The 21,449-nt window shown below is 42.5% G+C and carries 21 protein-coding genes; 10 read left to right on the plus strand and 11 right to left on the minus strand.

Features of this window, described 5'->3' with window-relative positions; genetic code table 11:
- Positions 1-120: 120 nt before the first annotated feature.
- Positions 121-2,340 (minus strand): 3'-5' exonuclease, encoded by a 2,220-nt coding sequence (locus tag MIS45_RS10280; RefSeq protein ID WP_249450471.1) that lies wholly within the window; start codon positions 2,338-2,340, stop codon positions 121-123.
- Between the two features lie 372 nt (positions 2,341-2,712).
- On the opposite strand from MIS45_RS10280, the gene MIS45_RS10285 reads away from it, so the two are divergent.
- The gene (locus MIS45_RS10285; RefSeq protein WP_249446851.1) at positions 2,713-2,919 is read left to right on the plus strand and encodes a (2Fe-2S)-binding protein; all 207 of its coding nucleotides are present in this window, start codon (positions 2,713-2,715) and stop codon (positions 2,917-2,919) included.
- 176 nt (positions 2,920-3,095) lie between these two features.
- Positions 3,096-3,899, plus strand: coding sequence for a DUF4198 domain-containing protein (locus MIS45_RS10290; RefSeq protein WP_430472172.1), 804 nt, complete (start codon positions 3,096-3,098; stop codon positions 3,897-3,899).
- A gap of 161 nt (positions 3,900-4,060) precedes the next feature.
- Here MIS45_RS10290 and uppS read toward each other — a convergent pair whose 3' ends face one another.
- Positions 4,061-4,807, minus strand: a complete 747-nt coding sequence (gene uppS / locus MIS45_RS10295) for an undecaprenyl pyrophosphate synthase (RefSeq protein ID WP_249446853.1) — start codon at positions 4,805-4,807, stop codon at positions 4,061-4,063.
- 241 nt (positions 4,808-5,048) lie between these two features.
- Here uppS and MIS45_RS10300 point away from each other — a divergent pair, with 241 nt between their 5' ends.
- Positions 5,049-5,264 carry a membrane lipoprotein lipid attachment site-containing protein gene (locus MIS45_RS10300; protein ID WP_249442548.1) on the plus strand — a complete coding sequence of 72 codons (216 nt, stop codon included), beginning with the start codon at positions 5,049-5,051 and terminating at the stop codon, positions 5,262-5,264.
- A gap of 51 nt (positions 5,265-5,315) precedes the next feature.
- On the opposite strand, the gene MIS45_RS10305 is transcribed toward MIS45_RS10300, so the two are convergent.
- Positions 5,316-5,954: a DedA family protein gene (locus tag MIS45_RS10305; RefSeq protein ID WP_249450473.1), complete on the minus strand. Its 639-nt coding sequence runs from the start codon at positions 5,952-5,954 to the stop codon at positions 5,316-5,318.
- A 321-nt stretch (positions 5,955-6,275) separates the two neighbouring features.
- Between MIS45_RS10305 and MIS45_RS10310 the strand changes: the two genes are divergently transcribed.
- The 5 genes from MIS45_RS10310 to MIS45_RS10330 all read left to right on the plus strand — a co-directional run bounded on the left by MIS45_RS10310 (position 6,276) and on the right by MIS45_RS10330 (position 13,742).
- The gene (locus MIS45_RS10310) at positions 6,276-7,631 is read left to right on the plus strand and encodes a M16 family metallopeptidase (protein ID WP_346766861.1); all 1,356 of its coding nucleotides are present in this window, start codon (positions 6,276-6,278) and stop codon (positions 7,629-7,631) included.
- Positions 7,632-8,234: 603 nt separating this feature from the next.
- Positions 8,235-9,020: a transporter substrate-binding domain-containing protein gene (locus MIS45_RS10315; protein WP_249446856.1), complete on the plus strand. Its 786-nt coding sequence runs from the start codon at positions 8,235-8,237 to the stop codon at positions 9,018-9,020.
- Between the two features lie 1,490 nt (positions 9,021-10,510).
- On the plus strand, positions 10,511-11,302 hold the full coding sequence (locus MIS45_RS10320; protein ID WP_249450474.1) for a transporter substrate-binding domain-containing protein: 792 nt from the start codon (positions 10,511-10,513) through the stop codon (positions 11,300-11,302).
- Positions 11,303-11,501: 199 nt separating this feature from the next.
- On the plus strand, positions 11,502-13,034 hold the full coding sequence (locus MIS45_RS10325) for a catalase (RefSeq protein WP_249450475.1): 1,533 nt from the start codon (positions 11,502-11,504) through the stop codon (positions 13,032-13,034).
- 108 nt (positions 13,035-13,142) lie between these two features.
- Entirely contained in the window at positions 13,143-13,742 is a 600-nt protein-coding gene (locus MIS45_RS10330) for a CDP-alcohol phosphatidyltransferase family protein (RefSeq protein ID WP_249450476.1), read from the plus strand.
- 280 nt (positions 13,743-14,022) lie between these two features.
- On the opposite strand, the gene ubiE is transcribed toward MIS45_RS10330, so the two are convergent.
- The 7 genes from ubiE to MIS45_RS10365 all read right to left on the minus strand — a co-directional run bounded on the left by ubiE (position 14,023) and on the right by MIS45_RS10365 (position 18,824).
- Entirely contained in the window at positions 14,023-14,772 is a 750-nt protein-coding gene (ubiE, locus tag MIS45_RS10335) for a bifunctional demethylmenaquinone methyltransferase/2-methoxy-6-polyprenyl-1,4-benzoquinol methylase UbiE (protein WP_249442554.1), read from the minus strand.
- Positions 14,773-14,851: 79 nt separating this feature from the next.
- Complete coding sequence (locus MIS45_RS10340) at positions 14,852-15,304, minus strand: hypothetical protein (protein ID WP_249442555.1); 453 nt, start codon at positions 15,302-15,304, stop codon at positions 14,852-14,854.
- 2 nt (positions 15,305-15,306) lie between these two features.
- The gene (locus tag MIS45_RS10345; RefSeq protein ID WP_249442556.1) at positions 15,307-15,969 is read right to left on the minus strand and encodes a rhomboid family intramembrane serine protease; all 663 of its coding nucleotides are present in this window, start codon (positions 15,967-15,969) and stop codon (positions 15,307-15,309) included.
- Positions 15,970-16,172: 203 nt separating this feature from the next.
- Entirely contained in the window at positions 16,173-16,397 is a 225-nt protein-coding gene (locus MIS45_RS10350) for a hypothetical protein (protein ID WP_249445891.1), read from the minus strand.
- Between the two features lie 182 nt (positions 16,398-16,579).
- Positions 16,580-17,002: a gamma-butyrobetaine hydroxylase family protein gene (locus MIS45_RS10355; RefSeq protein WP_249451384.1), complete on the minus strand. Its 423-nt coding sequence runs from the start codon at positions 17,000-17,002 to the stop codon at positions 16,580-16,582.
- Between the two features lie 149 nt (positions 17,003-17,151).
- Positions 17,152-17,787, minus strand: coding sequence for an HAD family hydrolase (locus MIS45_RS10360; RefSeq protein ID WP_249445892.1), 636 nt, complete (start codon positions 17,785-17,787; stop codon positions 17,152-17,154).
- Positions 17,788-17,792: 5 nt separating this feature from the next.
- Positions 17,793-18,824, minus strand: a complete 1,032-nt coding sequence (locus MIS45_RS10365; RefSeq protein ID WP_430472149.1) for a S49 family peptidase — start codon at positions 18,822-18,824, stop codon at positions 17,793-17,795.
- 110 nt (positions 18,825-18,934) lie between these two features.
- Here MIS45_RS10365 and MIS45_RS10370 point away from each other — a divergent pair, with 110 nt between their 5' ends.
- Complete coding sequence (locus MIS45_RS10370; RefSeq protein WP_249445893.1) at positions 18,935-19,483, plus strand: hypothetical protein; 549 nt, start codon at positions 18,935-18,937, stop codon at positions 19,481-19,483.
- Between the two features lie 152 nt (positions 19,484-19,635).
- Complete coding sequence (locus tag MIS45_RS10375; RefSeq protein WP_430472150.1) at positions 19,636-20,442, plus strand: DNA ligase; 807 nt, start codon at positions 19,636-19,638, stop codon at positions 20,440-20,442.
- Between the two features lie 75 nt (positions 20,443-20,517).
- Here the strand turns inward: MIS45_RS10375 and MIS45_RS10380 are convergent, their stop codons facing one another.
- Entirely contained in the window at positions 20,518-21,444 is a 927-nt protein-coding gene (locus tag MIS45_RS10380) for a LysR family transcriptional regulator (protein WP_249450477.1), read from the minus strand.
- Positions 21,445-21,449: the final 5 nt, after the last annotated feature.

A 21,449-nucleotide genomic window follows, 5' to 3' on the forward strand; every position in this document is an offset into this window, starting at 1 on the left:
AGGCTGCATGATTAAAATAGGCAGCCTGAAAAACATTTTAATAAGCAAGTATGGTGGGCAACTCGTTGCCCACGCAACATAATCACAACGCCCTTAACCCCTTTTCAGGCTGCCTATCCACTACAATTTCTCCAATTTCGCCACCGCGCTATCCAATTCCTTGATTCCCTGTTTACCAAAATTGATGGTTAAACGCGCACTCTTTCCTTTATCCACCGCATTAATAATCACACCCACGCCAAATTTCGCATGGCGCACATTGTCGCCCAGATGATACCCATCATACTCACGTTCTTTTTGCGTGCTGATAATCGTGCTTTCAGGCTGCCTATGCGTTTTCAGGCTGCCTGAAAACGAGTTGCCATACTGTGTTTTCGGTGCAGATAAATGATGCAACAAGGTTTCAGGAATTTCTTCCACAAAACGCGACACGGTAGAAAATTCCGTATGCCCATACAGCATTCGCTGTTGCGCCATGCTGATGTACAAACGTTTGCGCGCACGCGTAATCGCCACATACATTAAACGTCGCTCTTCCTGCAAACCACCGCGTTCATTCAAACTCAACTCGCTGGGGAAACGCCCCTCTTCCATGCCACTCAAAAAAACCGCATCAAATTCCAAACCTTTCGCCGCATGAACCGTCATCAACTGCACCGCTTCTTGTCCATTTTGCGCCTGATTTTCGCCACTTTCCAGCGATGCGTTACTCAAAAACGCCAGAATCGGAAACGCATCACGCTCATGTTCATTTTCAGGCTGCATTTCAAACAAACTCTCTTCAGGTTTAAAAAAATGCGCCGCGTTGATTAATTCGTCCAAGTTTTCCGTACGTTCTTGTTCGGAAACTTGTTTTTGCGATTGATAATGTTGATACAAACCGCTGTCGTCCAAAATATTTTGCAAGATTTCAGGCAATGCCAACTCGCCAACTTGTTCACGCAAACCATCAATCAATTTCACAAACGCACCCACTTTTGCCGTTTTCGCGCCCATCGCACAGGCAGCCTGAAATAAACTCACACCATTTTGTTCTGCCGCCGCCTGAATATTTTCCACCGTGCGCGTACCAATGCCACGCGGCGGAAAATTGATTACGCGCAACAAAGCATTATCGTCATCGGGATTCACCGCCAAACGCAAATACGCCAATGCATGTTTGACTTCCTGCCGTTCATAAAAACGCAAACCACCATAAATTTTATACGGAATGGCAGCCTGAAACAGTTGCTGCTCAATCACACGCGATTGCGCGTTGCTGCGATATAAAACCGCAATTTGGTCAAGCCGCCAACCATCGCGTTGCAGATTTCGCGCCTCGTCCACAATAAATTGCGCTTCTTCAAAATCATTGAATGCCGACAAAAAGCGAATTTTGTCGCCCTGCTCTGCTTCGGTATGCAGATTTTTGCCCAAACGCTCTTCATTGTTCTCAATTACCGCATTCGCCGCCGCCAAAATATTACCCACCGAACGATAATTTTGTTCCAATTTAATCGGCTGCTCAATGCGAAACTCACGCATCAAATCCGCCATATTGCCCACATTCGCGCCACGAAAACGATAAATAGACTGGTCATCATCGCCCACCGCAAAAATCGCTGCGTGTTCACCTGCCAGCAATTTCAGCCACGCATATTGCAACTTATTTGTATCTTGAAATTCGTCCACCAAAATATGATTGAAACGCTGTTGATAATGCATCCGCAACACATCGTTGGCATTCAAGATTTCATAACTACGCAACATCAATTCAGCAAAATCCACCACGCCTTCACGCTGACAGATTTTTTCGTATTCGGCATAACACATAATCAAACGTTGCGTATGCGGGTCGGGCGCATTCAGGCTGCCTGAACGCAAACCGTTTTCTTTTTGTGCATTGATAAATCCCATCAAAACACGCGGTGCCAGCGTTTCTTCGGCAATATTCATTTGTTTGAGCATACGTTTAATCAGCGACAACTGGTCTTGCGTATCCAAAATCTGGAACGTTTGCGGCAAACCTGCATCACGATAATGCAAACGCAAAAAACGATGACACAAACCATGAAACGTCCCCAACCACATGGCGCGTAAATTAATCGGCAACATCGCACCCAAGCGCGTTTGCATTTCTTTTGCCGCCTTGTTGGTAAACGTAACCGCCATGATGCTGTGCACATTTGCCATGCCGTTTTGCAGCAACCATGCAATGCGCGTGGTCAAAACGCGCGTTTTGCCCGAACCTGCACCTGCCAACACCAGCGTGGATTGCGGCGGATAGGTTACGGCGGCAAGTTGTTCATTGTTCAAATTATTTAATAACGATGCGTGGGAATTTTGGTCAGATAAAAACATTTTTGTAATTTCATAGGGTTAAAGTTTTCAGGCTGCATTTTATATGCAAAATCAATAGGCAGCCTGAAAAATAATAAGGTGTTGATTGTTTTCAGGCTGCCTTACGGTACGCGACACAAATCTTTAATATGACCTGAAATCTGTCCCCTCAACCGCTGTCGAGGGGAGGGGACAGATTCGTGGTTATTTCAAAAAATTATCGTGTACTGCAAGGCAGCCTGAAAGCCCAAACGAATTGTAGGCGATTTTGCATGTTTGCAACAATCATAACAAAAATTAACAACAGCTATTGCTAATCCAAATGAAGTCCATTATCATTAGCAAAGAAATTAATAGCCATTCTCATTATATTTTTTATTTAGGACACACACCATGTACGTTTGCATTTGTAACGCTATTTCTGACCACAAAATCAAAGAAGCTGTTGCTTTGGGCGCATCTACTTTAACCGATTTAAAAGATAGTTTGGGCGTGGCAACTTGTTGCGGTTGCTGCGCTGATTTAGCCAGCTCGTTTTTGGGTGATAATCCAGCAGCCAATAAAGCCGCTATTACATCTTCCATTGTCGTAGAACATTGACTTTGATATAATTGCTCTAACAGTTTTTCATTGACGTACTTTTCCTTTATCAAGATTTGGGCAGCCTTATTTTCAGGCTGCCTTTTTTTATTTTTAAGGCTGCCTGAAAAATACTTTACAAATTACTTGTTACAATATAACATTGAATTTGTTTACTCTATCAATATAAAGGGAAGATTATGAAAAAATTGTTGCTGACTGCCATTTTGTGTGCAACTGCATTCTCTGCTCATTCACACCGTGTTTGGGTTTCCACCGACCACACACATGGTGGCGAAATTTTGAAAGCGGAATTGGGTTATGGCGAATTTCCTGAATTTGAACCAATCGCCAAAGAACGCTTGGATATTTTCAAACCTTTGCAACTCATTACCGAAAAAGGTAAGCAAAATTTGATACGCAAAGGCATGTATAACTATCAATATCAAAGTGCAAAACCTGTGGCAGATGGCAGTTATTTGGTTGTTGCAGAATATCAACCCACTTTCTGGTCAAAAAATGCGGCAGGCTGGAAACGTGAAAACATGACGCAAATGACAGATGCGACTTATTGCGAACAAACACGCATGTATGGCAAAAACATTGTGAATGTGGGACACGACAGCGCGGATACAGCAATTATTACCCGCCCCGTTGGGCATATGTTAGAAATCGTGCCATTGGATAATCCTGCCAATATTCACGTTGGCGACCGATTCAAAGTGAAAGTATTGCTAAACGGTGAGCCTTTGCCTAACGTTACTTTAACCGCAACTTTTGACGGTTTTGACACCAGCGACCGCAGCAGAACACACAAAGTGGAAGCACAAGCATTCTCAGACACCACCGCAGATGATGGTACAGTATCCATTATTCCTTTGCGTCAAGGTTTCTGGAAAGCCAATGTAGAACATAAAATGGATTTCCCAGACCAAAAAGTGTGTCAAAAAATTGCCAATTATTCCACTTTGACTTTCCAAATTGGTCATAGTCATCACTAAAAAATTTAAGTCCTACAAAAAGGGAAATGGGGAGCAGGGATTAATCATTTAAATGTGTCTCATTTTATTCAAATAATTATGCACAAAATATAATTAGCCCCGAATAAAAGGCAGCCTGAAAAAGTTTTCAGGCTGCCTTTAATAAATTCTCTTGTTTGCATTCACACGCGCTGTTGCTCGGTTGGTAATTGTTCCGATGTCCGCCCAAAACGGCGTTCACGTTGTTGAAATGATGCAAATGCCTTGTGCATTTCTGCTGCATCAAAATCAGGCCATAGTACATCAGTAAAATAAAATTCTGCGTATGCCATTTGCCACAACATAAAATTGCTAATGCGTGTTTCGCCACCCGTGCGGATAAACAAATCAGGTTCGGGTGCATCGGCAAGCATCAATTTTTGGCTAATGTCGGCTTCATTGATTTTAGTTTTTCCTTCGGCAATCAAAGCATTGGCAGCCTGAACAATATCCCATCTGCCACCGTAATCTGCCGCAATCGTCAGCGTAATGCCCGTATTATTAGCGGTTAATTGCTCCGCATCTACAATGCTTTGCTGAATTTCGGGCGAAAAACGGCTACGGTCGCCAATCACGCGCAAACGCACACCATTTTTGTTCATTTCAATCACTTTTTTCTGCAATGCTACCAAAAATAAGCCCATCAAAAACGATACTTCTTCGGCTGGACGACGCCAATTTTCGGTGGAAAAAGCGAATACGGTTAAATACGATACACCTGCTTCGCTGCACACGCGCACCATGTCTTCCAATACGTCCAAACCGCGTTTGTGTCCCACCATGCGTGGCATCAGCCGTTTTTTTGCCCAGCGTCCGTTGCCGTCCATAATCACAGCAACATGACGTGGCACTTGGGTATATTCGGGGATATTTGCTGCGAAATGGCTCATAATGCACTCTTTAAAAATAGGCAGAAATAGAAAATGTGATTATAGCAAATCGCGTCTTGCATCATGCAATTATATGAAAAAACGTTTTTCAGGCTGCCTCATTCATCTAGGCAGCCTGAAAACAATTTATTTGGTATATATAGTCGCTTAAAATAAAAATAGGACAAGGCAACAACGCCGTAGTATTTTTAATTTTAAGCGACTATAATTTTGTCCAACCACTCAACACAAGGAACGCACGATGAAACCGATTTTATTGGGTATTTTCGCCACACTCGCCCTATCCGCTTGCACATGGGAAACTTATCAAACCGAAGATGGGCATACTCGCCTACGCCAACGCTATCCAACTGGTACGGGTATTTATTACACCGAAGGCGCGGCTTCGCAAAACACGCATTATCACAGTGCGCGCCCTGTACAGCACGCCATTTTACCAATGACAGAAGAAAAATAAGGTTTCAGGCTGCCTTTTATTCCAAAAGGCAGCCTGAAAATTATCCAAAACTTATTTTTTCCATTTTGCGCGCGCAATTTCAATGACCATTGGCAACACCGAAATCACAATAATCGCAATCACCACCAAGCCAAAATTCTTTTTAACCAATTCGTGATTGCCAAACGCATAACCCAAATAAGTCAGCGACACCACCCACACGATGCCACCAATCACGTTGTAACGCAAAAATTTGCCATAATTCATGTGTCCCATGCCCGCGACAAAGGGGGCAAATGTTCGCACAATCGGCACAAATCGCGCCAAAATAATGGTTTTGCCGCCGTATTTTTCATAAAACGCATGGGTTTTGTCTAAATATTCTTGTTTGAAGATTTTGCTGTTGGGATTGGTAAACAATTTGTCGCCAAAAAATTTGCCAATCATAAAATTGACCGCATCGCCCAAAATCGCCGCCACCAATAATACACCCACCAATATATGTACATTCAGGCTGCCTTGTGATGACGCGGCAACTGCGCCAGCGGCAAACAGCAACGAATCGCCCGGTAAAAACGGTGTAACCACCAAACCTGTTTCGCAAAACACGATGATGAACACAATGGCAAGTATCCAAATGCCATATTGCGCGGCAAGGGAAACTAAATGTTTGTCTATATGCAGGATAAAGTCTAAAATTTGGCTCAACATATTTTTCAGGCTGCCTTGAATGGAAAAGCGCGATTGTATGCGAAAATGAGGCTTTCAAACAGCATTTTCATCATATTAAATATTATTTCAGGCAGCCTTTCAGTACACGACAATTTTTAATTTTACCAACAATCTATCCCCTCCCCCGTCTGGCGGGGGAGGGCTAGGGTGGGGGAAAAATCAGTGGAAACAAATTTATTTTTCTGAAAATCAAAGAACCTCCCCCACCCTACCCTCCCCCGCCAGACGGGGGAGGGGACAGGTTTCAGGCAGCCCAAAGATTTTTGTCGTGTACTGTAAGGCAGCCTGAAAATCATTATTTTGACCAAACTAAACCCTATTTTGTTTATTTTCCCGAAAGTTTATCCCATGTTTCAAAAAACCCTTGCTTTATTATTGCTTGCCACCGCATTGAGCAGCCACGCGGAAACCGTGAAACGCACTTTGTCCAATGGTATGCAAATCATCGTACAAGAAGACCATCGCGCCCCAGTTGTATTGACACAATTATGGTACAAAGTCGGCAGCGCAGATGAATTTGCAGGCAAAACGGGTTTGAGCCACGCGTTGGAACACATGATGTTCAAAGGCACACAATCCGTGCCAGCGGGCGAATACAGCAGCCGCATTTCCGCATTGGGCGGCGAAGAAAATGCCTACACATCTACCGAAGAAACGGTGTATCACGTTACTATCGCTGCGCAACATTTGCCCAAAGTATTGGAATTGGAAGCCGACCGCATGGCAAATTTGAATTTCAGCGATGCGGATTTTGATAATGAAATGAAAGTGATACGCGAAGAACGCCGTATGCGGATTGATGACAGCCCCGAAGGTTTGTTGCACGAAACCTTGTTGCAAACTGCGTGGCAAAAATCGCCCAATAAAACCAGCGTAATTGGCGAAATGAAAGATTTGCATCGCTTAAAAGCCAATGATTTGCGCCGTTGGTATCGTCAATGGTATGCGCCGAATAATGCCACATTGATAGTGATTGGCGATGTGCAGCCTGAAACCGTGTTTACGCAAGCCGAACAGTATTTTGGCAGCCTGAAAAAACGTCCTTTGCCTGCGCGACAAAATATCAGCGAAGTGATGACACGCACCCAGCCTGTCAGCAAAATTGCGCGTGGTACGACCAAACAGCCAATGATGATGCTGGCTTATCGCGTGCCGCATTTGCAAAAATTGGACGAAACGTTGCCTTACGCGTTGGATATGCTGACCAATGTGTTGGACGGACACAGCGCAGCGCGATTCAGCAAAAATTTGGTGCGTGGACAGGAAATCGCGCAAAATGTGGGTACTTATTACGCGTTGTTGGCACGACAACCGCAAATGTGGACGATTTCTGCCACGCCTGCGGACGGTGTGTCGCTGGCAAAATTGAAAGCAGCGATTGAAGCGGAAATCGCGGAAGTGGCACAAAATGGCATAACGGAAGAAGAATTACAACGCGCTCGCACGATTGAGCAAAGCAATGCCATTTACAGCAAAGATGAACTGGACAAGCGCGCTAATTTAATTGGCACGCTGGAAAATGTTGGTTTTGCGCACAGCGATGAAGATGAAATCCGCCGCCGCATCAACCAAGTCAGCGCGGCAGATATTCAAGCGGCTGCCAAATTGCTGACACAAGAACGTGCAGTTTATGTGGAATTGTTGCCGAATGAATAAATAAAGGCAGCCTGAAAATAGCGTAATTTATAGTTATTTCAAATTAACTACAGATAAGACGACAACGCCGTACTATTTGTATAGTGAATTCAATTTAAACCAGTACAGCATTGCCAGCTCCCTTATGTACTGACTATACACGGCGGTCGCTGTCGCCTTGTCCTGATTTAGTGAATCCACTATATTTGAAATGACTATAAATTACGCTATTTTATTTTTTACAAATATTCTCAATTTAATGCAAATAAGGTATAATAGCACAGCATTAATACATTATATATTAATACATTATATATTAATACATTATATATTAATACATTATATATTAATACATTATATATTAATACATTAATTTTGCTTGTCGCAAGCAAACTTTCGTTGAGTTATATCCTGAAAATTTAATGAGAAAATGATTAAAACCTTAAAACCAATATAACTTCTTACTTATTATCAAGATTGAGGAATAAGTTTTGATTAAATTTCAGCATGATACTTTCAGAATATGGCTTTTAATCCACCGCAGATTGAAAATGCTTTGTACCAGAAGTACAAACTTATGTTCAATTCTGTAAATATTTCATCATAAATATAGGAGAAACCATTATGAAAAAAGTTCTACTCTCCCTCATGGTATTAGGTGTCGCAGCCTGTTCAGACAATACTAAACAAGCTGAATCTCCTACCACCACACAAACAACCGCAGAAAGCACAAATAAACCCTCTTATCGTGTCGTATCCGAAGTAAGCTACGCACCATTCATTATGCGCGATGAAAACAAAAAAATCAGTGGCTTTGAATACGATTTACTCAATGCCATTGCTGCCAAACAAGGTTTTACGCTGACTTTTGAACCGCATACATGGGAAGGTATTTTTGATACATTAGATAGCAATCGTGCTGATATTATTAGCGCTGGTCTGAGTATCACCGAAGAGCGTAAACAAAAATGGAGCTTTTCTGATGCTTATTTCCAAACTTCTATTGCTGCATTGGTTCCAGAAAATTCCCCCATCAAAAGTTTTGCTGATTTAAAAGCGCGTAAAGTTGGCTTTCAAAAAGGGGCGTTATCAGAACAATTTGCAAAACAATTTGGCGCAGACCTCTCCAATTCACAACCATCTAATACTTCTTGGTTGCGATGGAAAAGCATTGTATCCAATGGAAATGAAGCTATTATAGATGATGTAGGCCCATTGAAATATTATGAAAAACAGTATCCTAACGAAAAAGTTCGTATCATTACTGATGATAGTTTGCCGAAATTTGATTATGGTTTTGCAGTGCGTAAAACCGATGCCGAATTATTAAATAAATTGAATGCAGGTTTAGCACAAATCAAACAAGACGGAACATATGACCGCTTGTATCAACAATATTTTGCGCAGTAATCTTAGAACCTGTATTCACAATCTTAATAGCTTGCTTTTATCGCCACTTCATGCGCCCACTGCGTTGGCTTTCATGCCAATATGTTCAATATTGGCATGAAAAGTTGCCTTGTATTCACAAGTGTGTCAATAAAATCAAGCCACCAATCTTATGAATACAGGTTCTTAATTTGAGAATAATGACAATTCGAACGCAATGCTGAGCTGATTTTGCAGATGAATTTACCAAATTTAAGGCAAAATGTGAGCTAATATTATTCATTGGCGCGTATTTCAACGCATATTTTGGCGAATTTAGCGCAAAATCTAATCGTGAACGAATTGTCATCAACTCCTAACAACGCCGTATTATCTTTCTTTTGAACGCCCCCACAAACTCAAACAAATCACTCTCAAGTATCGTTATTCTCTCACTTTCTATCATTATCCTAATTTATTGTAACTTCTACAGATTAATGGCAATACATAATGAAGCCGTTACAAAATCCTTTCAGGCCGCCTGAAGTCATAGTCCGAAACCTTTGTAAAAATTTGGACTTCTGAATCCGACATCTTTCATACCAGCAACCATTTGTTTGAATTTGAAACGTTGGATACAAGTATCCAATCTACGATTTTGAGTTTTGTAAGTACTTCACTCAGCATATTTAATTCTTTTAAATCAAAATTTAAAATAGATTTTACATAGGTTTTTAGTTACCAAAATAGAGTAATTTGTCAATTTTTATATCTTATTTTTTTAAAAAATATTCCCAACTTTATTTATAAAAGGTATAATAATACCGCATTAATACATTATATATGCATTAATAAATCAAAGTTTATTTTACAGCAATAAACTTTACTTAACGCGAACTCGGGATAAGAAAAATTAAAAATTCTATGAAAATAAATGACTTGCGTAGAGTGGGTGCTTGCATCCACCATGTTCAGGCAGCCTGAAATCAAATTCTCAATAATGCTACGGTAAACTCGTGGGTGCAAGCACCCACCCTACGGAAGATTTTTTATTAAAACAAATGCTTAATTTATTTCTTATCCCGAACTCGCGTTACTTAAGTTATATCCTGAAATTCTAGAGGCATTACAACCATTCAAGATATAACTTCTTTATCCATCACTTAATTTTGGATATGCTTTGTACTAGGCGTACAAACTTAGAACCTGTATTCATAAGATTGGTGGCTTGATTTTATTGACATTCTTGCGAATACAAGGCGGTTTCCCACGTCAATATTGAACATATTGGCATGAAAAGCCAACGCAGTAGGCGCATAAAGTGGCGATAAAAGCAAGCTATTAAGATTGTGAATACGAGTTCTTATATTCAATTCTGCAAATATTTCACTATAAGCACTTATGTTCTGAAATTGGATGGCTTGATTCTATTGCCATACCTACGAATACAAGGCAGCAGACTTAATAAAGTGATGACAAAAACAAACTATTAAAATTATGAATACAGTTCTAAATATAGGAGAAACTTAATTATGAAAAAAATTCTATTATCTCTCATGGTATTAGGTGTTACAGCATGTTCAGATAATACTAAACAAGCTGAATCTTCTAACCAAACACCACCAGCCACTACTGAAAATGCAAGCAAGCCTACTTATCGTGTTGTATCCGAAGTAAGCAATTATGCGCCATTTATCATGCGCGATGAAAACAAAAAAATCAGTGGTTTTGAATACGATTTACTCAACGCTATTGCTGCTAAACAAGGTTTCACGCTGACTTTTGAACCGCATACATGGGAAGGTATTTTTGATACATTGGATAGCAATCGTGCTGATATTATTAGTGCAGGTTTGAGTATTACCGAAGAACGCCAACAAAAATGGGGCTTTTCTGATACTTATTTTCAGACTTCTATCGCTGCATTGGTTCCTGAAGATTCACCTATCAAAAGTTTTGCCGATTTAAAAGCACGTAAAGTCGGTTTCCAAAAAGGCTCTTTATCAGAAAAATTTGCGAGACAATTTGGTGTAGACACATCTAATTCTCAATCAGCTAAAACTTCTTGGTTACTTTGGAAAAGCGTTGTATCCAATGAAAATGAAGCCATTATCGATGACGCTGGACCATTGAAATATTATGAAAAACAATATCCTAATGAAAAAGTCCGTATCATCACTGATGACAGCTTGCCTAAATTTGATTATGGTTTTGCGGTGCGTAAAAATGATACCGAATTATTAAATAAATTGAACGCAGGTTTGGCACAAATTAAACTAGATGGAACGTATGACCGTTTATACAAACAATATTTTGCTAAATAATCAATTTTGTATAATATTTACAGCTTGAAACTTCTACAAAATCTATTCAGGCAGCCTGAAACTTTCAGGCTGCCTTTTATTTGTTATCTAGTTATAAAAATATCAAATCATAAAGTTAGTTTTAATAGTTTTATTTTTTGTGTATGATGCGAATTATTGAATATCTCAATCAATTTTAACCAAGCGATAAGGAAACATTATGTCTCAAAATAAATGTCCTGTAACCCACCTCACCATGAACAACGGCGCACCTGTTGTTGATAACCAAAATTCTATGACCGCAGGCGCGCGCGGTCCATTGTTGGCACAAGATTTGTGGTTGAACGAAAAATTGGCAAACTTCGTGCGCGAAGTGATTCCAGAACGCCGTATGCATGCCAAAGGTTCGGGCGCATTCGGTAAATTCACTGTAACCAATGACATCACGCAATACACCAAAGCCGCTATTTTCAGCGAAGTGGGCAAAGAAACCGAATTGTTCGCTCGTTTCACTACCGTAGCAGGCGAGCGTGGCGCAGCTGATGCAGAACGCGATATTCGCGGTTTCGCCGTAAAATTCTATACCGAACAAGGCAACTGGGATATGGTGGGCAACAATACCCCTGTTTTCTTCTTGCGCGACCCACGCAAATTCCCTGATTTAAATAAAGCGGTAAAACGCGACCCACGCACCAATATGCGTAGTGCAACCAATAACTGGGATTTTTGGACTTTGTTGCCAGAAGCCTTCCACCAAGTAACCATCGTGATGTCTGAACGCGGTATTCCAGCGACTTACCGCCATATGCATGGTTATGGTTCACACACTTACAGCTTGATTAACGCCAATAATGAGCGTTTTTGGGTGAAATTCCATTTCCGCACCCAACAAGGCATTAAAAACTTGACCAACGAAGAAGCCGCCGCCATTATCGCAAATGACCGCGAAAGCCATCAACGCGATTTGTATGAAAGCATTGAAAAAGGCGATTTCCCGAAATGGACTTTGTACATTCAAGTGATGCCTGAAGCAGAAGCCGAAAAAGTAGATTTCCATCCATTTGATTTGACTAAAGTTTGGTCTAAAAAACAATATCCACTAATTGAAGTGGGCGTAATGGAATTGAACCGCAATCCTGACAACTTCTTTGCCGATGTAGAACAATCTGCGTTTGCACCAAGCAATTTGGTTCCGGGTATCAGCGTATCCCCAGACCGTATGTTGCAAGCACGTTTGTTTAACTATGCAGACGCGCAACGCTACCGCTTGGGCGTAAACCACCATCAAATTCCTGTGAATGCGCCACGTTGCCCCGTTCACAGCAATGCGCGTGATGGTCAAGGTCGTGTTGATGGCAACTACGGCAGCACCATTCACTACGAACCAAACAGTTTCAGCCAATGGCAAGAACAAGCGCAATTTGCCGAGCCACCATTGAAAATCAATGGCGACGCAGCGCACTGGGATTATCGTCAAGATGACAACGATTATTTCAGCCAACCACGCGCCTTGTTCAACTTGATGACCGACAAAGAAAAACAATCTTTGCTCAACAACACCGCCGCAGGCATGGGCGATGCTTTGGATTTCATCAAATACCGCCACATTCGCAACTGCTATGCTTGCGACCCAGCTTATGGTGAAGGCGTTGCCAAAGCATTGGGTATGACTGTTGCTGATGCAATGGCAGCGTATGAAACTGACCCCGCACGCGGTCAAGCTGGTTTGTTAAAACCTGTTGAATATAAATAATTAAAATAAATATAGGCAGCCTGAAAATGTTTTCAGGCTGCCTTTTTGATTGAATTTTACTTATAAAATCCGTTAAGATGTGTTTTCTTAATTGAATCAGACAACATCATGAATTTATACAGCTTAAAACCCCGTTTCCAAAATCTCCTGCGCCCGATGGTACGCCGCTTGGCAGCGCGTGGCATCACCGCCAATCAAGTAACGCTGTTTGCGTGCGGCATCTCACTATTATTGGGCGGCGTGTTGGCGTTATTGGCGCAATATTCCGTGCTATTTTGGTTGCTGCCCATTTGGTTATTTGTACGCATGGCATTGAACGCGATAGACGGCATATTGGCGCGAGAATTTGGGCAACAATCCGCGCTGGGCGGCTATCTCAACGAAATCACCGACATCGCAGCCGATGCAGCATTGTATTTGCCATTTGCATTTGTCGTGCCGTTGAGTGGTTTGCAAATCGGTTTGTTTATTTGGTTGGCAGCAATGACCGAAACCATCGGTGCATTGGGGCAAGTGCATGGACAAAATGGTCGGCGATACGATGGTTTTGGCAAAAGCGACCGCGCATTTTTTATCGGCGCATTGGCGGTTTGGTATGCCGTTTTTGGCAGTCTGAATATTTGGTGGGATATTGCCATGTGGTTGGCTTGCGTGGCATTACTATGGACGTGTTGGCTGCGGATTCAGAAAGGTTTGAAGGCAGCCTGAAAACTCATAGATCAGATACTCGCATCCAATTTTTAGATTAAAACAATAGTTTGATAAATATGAGAAATATTAGAACCTGTATTCATAATCTTAATAGCCTGCTTTTATCGCCACTTCATGCGCCTACTGCGTTGGCTTTTCATGCCAATATGTTCAATATTGGCATGAAAAGTCGCCTTGTATCCGAAAAAATTGGCAATAAAATCAAACCATCAATCTTATGAATACAGGTTCTAACAAAAGTTTCAGGCTGCCTTTTTTATTGATTAATACAACACAATCAATATTTTACCCCCTTATGCAATGCCACCACACCAGCCGTCAAATTATGATAATCCACTTGGTCAAAACCCACATCCAACATCATCTGTTTCAAGGTTTCTTGGTCGGGGTGCATGCGAATACTCTCCGCCAAATATTGATAACTGTCCGCATCTTTGGCAATCAATTTACCCATCAATGGCAATAATTTGAACGAATAAGCATCATAAATTGGCGCAAGTGGTTCATATACTTTGGAAAATTCCAGCACCAACAAAATACCCGCAGGTTTCAACACACGATACATTTCGCTCAACGCCACATCTTTATGTGTCATATTGCGTAAACCGAATGACACCGAAACCAAATCAAAATAATTATCTGGAAACGGCAATTTTTCTGCATCACACACAGCAACAGGCAAAATCAAACCTTCGTTGAGCAAGCGGTCGCGTCCCACCGTCAGCATAGACGAATTGATGTCAGTCAGCCACACTTCGCCATCTTTACCCACACGTTTTGCCCAACCACGCGATAAATCACCCGTGCCACCCGCAATATCCAACACCTTACCGCCTTTTGGCACACGCGCCGTGTTAATCGTAAAATGTTTCCACACACGATGCAAACCACCCGACATCACATCATTCATAATGTCATAATTTTTTGCCACCGAATGAAATACTTGCGCGACTTTTTCCGCTTTTTCGTTTTCGTTTACCGTTTGGAAACCAAAATGGGTTTTTTGGTCAGAATGATTTTGGTTCATGATGAAACCTTTCTTGCTGATTAACACGATTTTTGTTTTTTCAGGCAGCCTATTCATATCAAGGCAGCCTGAAAACAGATTATTTAGCCTTATCAACTGCTTGTTTAGGCGCATGTTTATCCATACATGCCTGAATTGTTTTATCAGATATCGCCAATAATTTTTCGTCCACTTTTTCAGGATGCTCAAAACTGTTTTTCACAGCCGCATCAAATTCTGCCGCCGTGCCATATTCCGCCACGCCCGCATCATACGCGCATTGACAAATAGATTGCGCCATTGCCATATTTTTCTGGTCGGTCGGGCGATTTTGTAACGCTGATGCCACGCAGCTTTGCAGATAATAATCCTTCACATTGCCCGTTACTTTCGGTGCAGAAGCCGCCAGCGAAGTAATAGATGTCGCAGAAGCAGCAGAGGCAGCCTGAACAGGCGCAGATGCTGGTGCAGAAGCAACAGAATTGGCTGATTGATTGCACGCTGCCAATAAAATCAACGCAGCAGCAATGTGGATAGACAATAATGGTTTCATGATTAACGCGCTTTCTTATTAAACAAAATTTCATATGCCAAATACAACAATGGCAGCGACATAATGCCAATGAATACAATGTTTCGCATAAAATACATCGGCGTGAGTACGGCGACAAAAATCATGCCCAACACCGCGCCGCCCAAATGCGAAGCGTGTCCTGTATTATCGTTTGGACGTGGATGAACCATAGACCATGCGGAATAGGCAAAGTATAAAGTAGCGAAAATCCAAGAAGTTACAGGGATAAAATACAGATAAATGGTTTGTTGCGGCATCAGCGCAATGGCGGCAAACAAAATTCCTGATACGCCACCCGATGCGCCAATCGCAGCATAACTGGGGCGATTTTTGTACAGCCACAGCGAAAACACATTGCCCGCCAGCACCGAGCCAAAATACAGCAGCAAAAAGCCCAACACGCCATACACATAGCTAATCACTTGCGAGAAAAAATACAGCGTAAACATATTGAAAAACAAGTGCCACCAATCGGCGTGCAAAAATGCGGACGTTATCAGGCGGCGATATTGTTTGTGATAGCGCACGCCAATCACATTGAATTGGTAGCGTTGGAAAGTCGCGCTGTTGTTAAAACCGATGTAGCTGGTGATGCACGTCAGCACAATCAATAAAACGGGAATTAATTGGTTGAGATTATTCATGTTTATCCATATTAAGGTTAAGGTATAGTCGTTTAAAATAGAAATAAGACAAGGCGACAGCGACCGCCGTGTACAGCTAGTACATAAGGGAGCCGGCAACGCGGTATTATTTTTATTTTAACCGACTATATGATTTTCAGGCTGCCTATTTAATATGCAGCCTGAAAAAATTATTCAAAATGCACGCCAATTTTCATGGCAATTTATTTTTGTAAATCATCGCGTTGGCGCACAAATTCTGTGCTATCGTTTGGTGGCAACCAAAACGCTGGCAACGTGGCGTTTTGATGAAAGTCGTGGTGTTTCCGATTGCCATCACATGAGATGCGGATGCGTTGTTGTTGCAAATACAGCGTGATTTTGGTGCTAACATGGGTTTTCTGGCGTATTTTGCGATACTCAAAAAACAAATGTATGTATTGAATCACGATTATCACACCTGCCATGTGAAAAAATAAAGAAAGTTTCGTTTTGTAATACACATATACAAACATGGACAGCAGCAACATCAGGCTGCCTGAAATCTGTTCTCTCCCCGTTTAGGACTAGGGAGAGAACAGATTGATGGGAATAAAAAATTATCATGTACTAAAAGGCAGCCTGAAAAAAATCAATGCTTACACCCACAACTTCCACCGCCACACGCACCGTGTTTTTTCAGCGCAATTTCTGCCACATCAGCATCGCGTGATGCACCTGCGATTGTCAATTTTGCCAAATATTGCTGCCACATTTCAGGCTGCCTATCGCATAAATCACGCAAATACGCCCAATCATATAAACCGCTGTCGTGTCCATCGGAAAATGTGATTTTCAGCGCGTAATTGCCCGCTGCTTGCAAATCATCAATCACAACATCGCGTTTGCCCACTTGCAACGTTTCTTGTCCCACGCCGTGTCCGCGCACTTCTGCGCTGGGCGAATACACGCGTAAAAATTCAGCAGTCAATGTGTGTGCGCCATCGGCATACACCAAAGTCAAACTATCGCGTTGGCGTGAAAGGCGGATTTCTTGGGGGATTGGATTAGACATCATGATTCAATTTCATCAAAAAAACGAATTGTATAATAAATTAAAATAAGAAATCTGCTTCGTTGCCCACGCCCTTATGTACTAGATGTACACGGCGGGCGTGGTCGCCTTGCATCTTTCTTATTTTACTTCACTATAACGGCAAATGTTTATTTCAGGCAGCCTGAAAATGTATTCAAGGAGACAAACTCGCCTTTGTGCAGCAAAAATCCCTGTGTCGCACGTTGCAACATGGGCAAATCCACACGCGAATCGCTGTACGCCACGCTGTTTGTCCAACAATCCGCGCCAAATTCCGCTTCAATCCGCGCCACTTTTTCTGCGCCAATGCAATTTTCGCCTGCCACTTTGCCATTCAGGCAGCCTGAAACCACTTGCAAACGCGTACCCAATACGCAAGCAAAACCGTGTTGCGTCGCCCAAGTATGCAAATACAATTCGGGCGATGCGCTGACCAATACGCAAATATCGCCGCGTTCACGGTGTTGCGCCAATTTTGCCATACCTGCGGGCAGCAATAATTCAGGCAGTCTGAAACGGGCAAAATCATCGGCTTTATTTTGCGCGATTTCGCTGGGCATATTGGCTAAAAATGCGGTAAACACTTTTTCTTTGGCGACCAAATTGGACACGCAGCCTGAAAGATAGCCCAACAAATACGGCGAGATTTGCAGCAATTTGCGCCAATAAACCGCATCGTTTTGCGCGACATAACGCACAAAAGGCAACACGGTATCGGTGCGTGTGAGCGTGCCATCAAAATCAAAAAAAGCATAATGGGGCATATTGTTTACCAAAAACGGTGTAACACATCATGAATTTTTTGTTCTACTTGCGCACCAAAATGACGGCTCAACAATTTTTTCAAGTCATCATCTTCGGGCGTGTAATTGACCAATTCAGGGGCTTTAACCACATCTCGCGCAATGCTGTACACATTGCCATAATCGTCAATCAACCCTGCTTTTTTCGCTTCCACGCCTGTGAAAATGCGTCCGCTGTATAAATCGGGATACGCTGCTTCTTGCAATTTTTTGCCGCGTCCTTCGCGTACTGCTTTGATAAATTCTTCGTGGATTTGGCTCAACATTTGTTGCCAGATAGCTTGTTGTTCGGGCGTTTCTTCGGTGAATGGGTCGCCCATACCTTTATTGTTGCCCGCAATGCGTACGCGGCGTTTCACACCCAATTTATCCATCAAACCTGTCGCATCAAAACTGCTGCCAATCACGCCAATACTGCCAATTAAACTGGACGGGTCAGCATAAATTTTATCTGCCGCTGCCGCAATATAATAACAACCCGATGCACACATATCTTCCGCTACCACATAAACAGGGATATTTTTGTGTTTCTCTTTCATGCGGCGGATTTCAGCAAAAGCAATATTGGAAACCACAGGCGAACCACCGGGGCTATTGGCGCGTATCACAATCGCTTTGGCATTACGGTTTTTATACGCAGCTTCCATGCCTCTACGCAAAATATCCACTTGGTCATTTTTACCACCAATCTCGCCTTCCAAATTTATCACAGCAGTATGATTGCCTTTTATAGCAGCAAATGCAGCTTTACTGCTTTCCTTATCGCCACCTCGCCCACCAAAAAATATCGCAATAAACAACACAGCAGCAACGCCACGCCAGATATTGCGCCATAAACGTGCACGGCGTTGTTCCTGATACGCTTCCATTAGCACATCGCGCAAAGTACGTTGCGCCCAGCGTTCGTCGTTTTTGGTCATGGAAGAATTGCCCGAACCATTGTTTTCAGGAGATTGTGCGCCGTCTTCGGCATCGGGGCGGCGAATGCGATAAGCCATAATGAATTCCTTAATTTTTTTAAAAACCGTATTGTAATCAGCTTTCAGGCTGCCTGTCGCATATTTTTATTATAAAATGCAGCACTTCTTGCATCAGGCAGCCTGAAAACATGAAAATGACTTGGACAGAACGGTTTAAATTATTGCCCGTGTGGATAATTGTGGCGGATTTATTATTTGGCGTGGCATTGAATATTCAAAGCGCACTTGTGCCATACAAAACAGCAGTTGGCAGCGATGGCTTGCCCATTTCGCCTGAAATTGCGTTTAACTGGATACAGGTTTTGGTTAATGGCACAATGGTCATCATTGTGTTATCTGCGATTTTTATGTTGTTAAAAATGAAGCAATTAAGCGACCATGGCGAACGACTGGCGCCCACTTTAACGCGTGCGATTGCGGTGTTGGCTGTATTAGCGTTTGCCATGCCTGCTTTATTATTGTGGTTTGGAGCAGCGTATCAATTTTTTGCACATGGTAGATTGACGGTTACATTCACGCAGCCGCGTTATTTGTTGGTGGCGGCGTGTCAACCGTATTTAGTATGGGTAGCGGCGATGTTATGGCGTGGACAACATCGTTTGTATCACGGAACAAAACGCAGCAAAAATGAACGCTTGTATCACAAATGGTTTGCGAAAAATACGCAAAAAAAATAAACTGCCATCGCCATTTCATGATGATTATTGTGAATAGGCAGCCTGAAAAATTGGGCTGCTTATTGAGTATTCTTATGTGAAACAAAAGATTAGGTCTATAAGTATCCAACCCTCCCTTATAACCATTACCCCTAACTCTTGAAACAAAAAATATGATGAAATTCCTATTTTGCGCCCTACTCTTTATCACAGCATATCCCATTCACGCCGCGAAACCTGATTTGATTTTAGCCAAAGAATATCGTCAGCAAAATATCACAGGTTGGTTAATGAGCGAAAAAGTGGACGGTGTGCGTGCTTATTGGGACGGTAAGCAACTCATTAGTCGGCAAGGCAATGTGTTTACGCCACCAGCGGGTTTTACGCGCAATTTTCCACCATTTGCGGTAGATGGGGAATTGTATGCAGGACGTGGCACTTTTGAGCGTGTATCGGCGGCGGTGCGTTCATCATCGGGCGATTGGCGTGGTATTCATTTGCATATTTTTGATGTGCCACACGCGAAAGGCAGCCTGAAACAACGTTTGGCAGTGGCACAAAAATACCTTGCAGCACATCCAAATGTGAATATGGTGGTGTTACCTCAAATTGAAGTGCGTGATATACAACATGCACGGCAATTTTTGCGTCAAATTGAACAAGGCGGTGGCGAAGGTGTCATGTTGCGTAATCCGAGTACGGCATATGTGGGTGGGCGCAGCGATAATTTGTTGAAATTGAAATCAGCGCATGATGCGGAATGCGTGGTTACGAAACATCATCAAGGCAAGGGAAAATATGCGGATATGATCGGTGCAATATCGTGCAAAAATGAATTGGGCGAGTTTCGGATTGGCTCGGGTTTTACCGATGCTGACCGCCGTAATCCACCCAAAATTGGTAGTGTGATTACTTATAAATACCGTGGATTCACGTCCAAAGGGTTGCCGCGATTTGCAACTTATTGGCGTAAACGTTGAAGGGGAAAAATTTTTAAAAATAAGGCAGCCTGAAACCTTTGTTTAATAACAAACAAGTTTCAGGCTGCCTTTTGTTTATTCTAGTAATACACTCAATGCTGGCAAATTAGCAAAACTTTCTTGGCGCACAATATCGCAAAAATCATTTAAATAACCACAATGCGCATCTTCTTCACGCATCGCAGCATACAATTTACTGGTTAGCGCATTATCGGTAATTTTGCGTTGCACCACATAATTTTTCTCCACGTATGGCATCACTGCCCAATACGGTAACGCCGCAACGCCACGTTTGCTGGCAACCAGTTGCACAATCGCAATCGTCAATTCACTGTGTCGTCGCGTTGGGTTAATGCCGCGTGGCAGCAAAACTTTACGCAATAAATCCAGCATTTCATCGGGAACAGGATAAGTAATCAATGTTTCGTGAGCAAAATCCTCAGGCTGCCAAATTTCTTTTGCCGCTAAATCATGTTCTGGCGCACAAATCCCCACCATTTCATAAGCAAACAATGGTTGATACATCACACCAGCTTGTGGCACAGCTTCCGAAACAATCGCCAAATCCGCACGATGCGTGAGCAATAAGCCAACAGGGTCGGTATGAAAACCCGACACAATATCCAATTCCACTTGTGGCCATTGGGGACGAAATACGCCCATAGCAGGCATCAACCAATCAAAACAAGTATGACATTCCACCGCCACACGCAAATGCCCTGCCTCGCCTTGCACAATTTGTATCAACTCACGTTCAGCGGCAGCAACGCGTGGCAATAATTCACGCCCCAATTTCAACAAACGCTCGCCAGCAGGGGTAAAACGAATTGGCATGGATTTGCGTTCAAACAAAGGCGTTTCAAAGTGATTTTCCAGCACGCGAATTTGATGCGACAAGGCAGATTGCGTGAGAAATACGCGTTGCGCCGCCAGCGATACGCTGCCCATTTCTTCCAATGCTAATAGCGTGCGCAAATGGCGCAGTTCAATAATGCTTTCCATGTGAA

Origin of the sequence: Wielerella bovis (assembly GCF_022354465.1) — a bacterium.
In the GTDB taxonomy this organism is placed as follows: domain Bacteria; phylum Pseudomonadota; class Gammaproteobacteria; order Burkholderiales; family Neisseriaceae; genus Wielerella; species Wielerella bovis.

Coding starts and splice junctions, on each gene's coding strand:
- MIS45_RS10315 (WP_249446856.1), top strand. CDS start 8,235: ATGAAAAAAGTTCTACTCTCCCTCATGGTATTAGGTGTCGCAGCCTGT.
- MIS45_RS10305 (WP_249450473.1), bottom strand. CDS start 5,954: ATGTTGAGCCAAATTTTAGACTTTATCCTGCATATAGACAAACATTTA.
- MIS45_RS10355 (WP_249451384.1), bottom strand. CDS start 17,002: ATGTCTAATCCAATCCCCCAAGAAATCCGCCTTTCACGCCAACGCGAT.
- MIS45_RS10370 (WP_249445893.1), top strand. CDS start 18,935: ATGAAAATGACTTGGACAGAACGGTTTAAATTATTGCCCGTGTGGATA.
- MIS45_RS10325 (WP_249450475.1), top strand. CDS start 11,502: ATGTCTCAAAATAAATGTCCTGTAACCCACCTCACCATGAACAACGGC.
- MIS45_RS10320 (WP_249450474.1), top strand. CDS start 10,511: ATGAAAAAAATTCTATTATCTCTCATGGTATTAGGTGTTACAGCATGT.
- MIS45_RS10375 (WP_430472150.1), top strand. CDS start 19,636: ATGATGAAATTCCTATTTTGCGCCCTACTCTTTATCACAGCATATCCC.
- MIS45_RS10300 (WP_249442548.1), top strand. CDS start 5,049: ATGAAACCGATTTTATTGGGTATTTTCGCCACACTCGCCCTATCCGCT.
- MIS45_RS10280 (WP_249450471.1), bottom strand. CDS start 2,340: ATGTTTTTATCTGACCAAAATTCCCACGCATCGTTATTAAATAATTTG.
- ubiE (WP_249442554.1), bottom strand. CDS start 14,772: ATGAACCAAAATCATTCTGACCAAAAAACCCATTTTGGTTTCCAAACG.
- MIS45_RS10380 (WP_249450477.1), bottom strand. CDS start 21,444: ATGGAAAGCATTATTGAACTGCGCCATTTGCGCACGCTATTAGCATTG.
- uppS (WP_249446853.1), bottom strand. CDS start 4,807: ATGAGCCATTTCGCAGCAAATATCCCCGAATATACCCAAGTGCCACGT.
- MIS45_RS10345 (WP_249442556.1), bottom strand. CDS start 15,969: ATGAATAATCTCAACCAATTAATTCCCGTTTTATTGATTGTGCTGACG.
- MIS45_RS10285 (WP_249446851.1), top strand. CDS start 2,713: ATGTACGTTTGCATTTGTAACGCTATTTCTGACCACAAAATCAAAGAA.
- MIS45_RS10340 (WP_249442555.1), bottom strand. CDS start 15,304: ATGAAACCATTATTGTCTATCCACATTGCTGCTGCGTTGATTTTATTG.
- MIS45_RS10365 (WP_430472149.1), bottom strand. CDS start 18,824: ATGGCTTATCGCATTCGCCGCCCCGATGCCGAAGACGGCGCACAATCT.
- MIS45_RS10360 (WP_249445892.1), bottom strand. CDS start 17,787: ATGCCCCATTATGCTTTTTTTGATTTTGATGGCACGCTCACACGCACC.
- MIS45_RS10330 (WP_249450476.1), top strand. CDS start 13,143: ATGAATTTATACAGCTTAAAACCCCGTTTCCAAAATCTCCTGCGCCCG.